General features: G+C 37.2%; 2 protein-coding genes. Both read right to left on the reverse strand.

Features of this window, described 5'->3' with window-relative positions; all coding sequences use genetic code 11:
- Window positions 1-46: 46 nt before the first annotated feature.
- A complete protein-coding gene (locus tag DWY55_RS22475) occupies window positions 47-505 on the reverse strand; it encodes a DUF2961 domain-containing protein (protein WP_120178408.1) in 459 nt (152 codons plus the stop codon).
- Window positions 493-1,254, reverse strand: a complete 762-nt coding sequence (locus tag DWY55_RS21785) for a hypothetical protein (RefSeq protein WP_133303501.1) — start codon at window positions 1,252-1,254, stop codon at window positions 493-495. The genes DWY55_RS22475 and DWY55_RS21785 overlap by 13 nt, the downstream gene beginning before the upstream one ends.
- Window positions 1,255-1,364: the final 110 nt, after the last annotated feature.

The raw sequence follows: 1,364 nt of genomic DNA on the forward strand, positions 1-1,364 counted from the left end.
AGGAGATGGTGAAACTTGCTGCAATAAGAATGTTGCTGAACAAAATTTAAACAGGCTCTAAAGGAATTGAATCTATTTTAGTCAGTAATTGAGAGTATTGTTTGAATTCTGCACAAAAGTACATACTTTCTTTGTTCCAGTCATAAGAGCTTGTAATAATATCAGCTTGTAATAATTCTACATCCTGTTCTCCATAATTGTGTATTTTCACTTCACACTCTTTCTTGAATGGCATTACCCAGTAAGATTCCATATTTCCGTTGGTATCTACATGGGTATACCATGTGGAAGAAGGACGAATCTGATAGCCAGTTCCAAAAAAATCTCCTGCCGGACACCACACAGTGCGATGTCCATCGAATATAAATTCAAGTATAGTAGTGCGTAAAGCTTGTTCAAGATTATCAGCTTTTATTCGGAGTTTTATCTGGCGTATGGCATTTTCACCTTTTATTTGGCGTCTGACATGATTGCCGGGAGATGATCGTCCTGCTATGCTTGTGATGAAATCACCTTTTTTCTTATATTTTTTATCTTAGAAGAAAGTCTGTTTTGTACATTTTCAAGAATTTTATTAGCTTTAGTCAATTCTTCTTTAGAAAATGTGATTATTTGTGTTCCTTTCGTATAAGTTCGATAATTAATATTATAGAAAATGGCTTCGCATGTTCTGGGATCATCGCAATCATGACTGAAAACATTGTCTTTTTCATACGTAATTTTGCAATGCTTGGCATAGGGCAACGGTAGATATAGATTATGTCCTCTCTTTAAGTAAGGTGCTTCTTCAGGTATGGATGCTGATAAAGGAGTTCCTACTAATTCTCCGCCACTTAAGATGTTAAGAGCCACTCCTTCAATGGTAGGCAATGAGTCATTGTCAAAATAGAAACGCAATATTCCTTGTCCGCATCTTTCATTGCAGAAAGTAGACCAATATCTAACAATAGCACCAGGACCTGCAGCATCGAATAAAACGAACTCTCTTCTGCCATTGATGGAATCAATTCGCAGAAAATTAGAATTATCCTTATTGGCATACCAACCTATAGAGTCAGGTGTCACGCTTCTGCGGTCGTAACTACTGAACTGGCTACAGCTGTATTCGGGAGTAGGGTAGCGTGTCAGGCTTTCTCGATTGATCATTTCTTCCAATAGAGAAGATATGGTGATGGGTTGTTGTTCCTGGCAAGAGGCCAGAAACAAAACAACCAAACCCATAAAAAACAATGAATGTTTCTTATTTTTCTTCATGTACATACAGAATATTATTCATTTCCCCATAAATCGACTGCATTACCTTTATTCTTTCTCCATTCATGACGCCATTTGTGCATCATCACATTGTTTACCATCGGCTTCAG

Origin of the sequence: Bacteroides sp. AF25-38AC (assembly GCF_003602995.1) — a bacterium.
Taxonomy (GTDB): Bacteria; Bacteroidota; Bacteroidia; order Bacteroidales; family Bacteroidaceae; genus Bacteroides; species Bacteroides uniformis.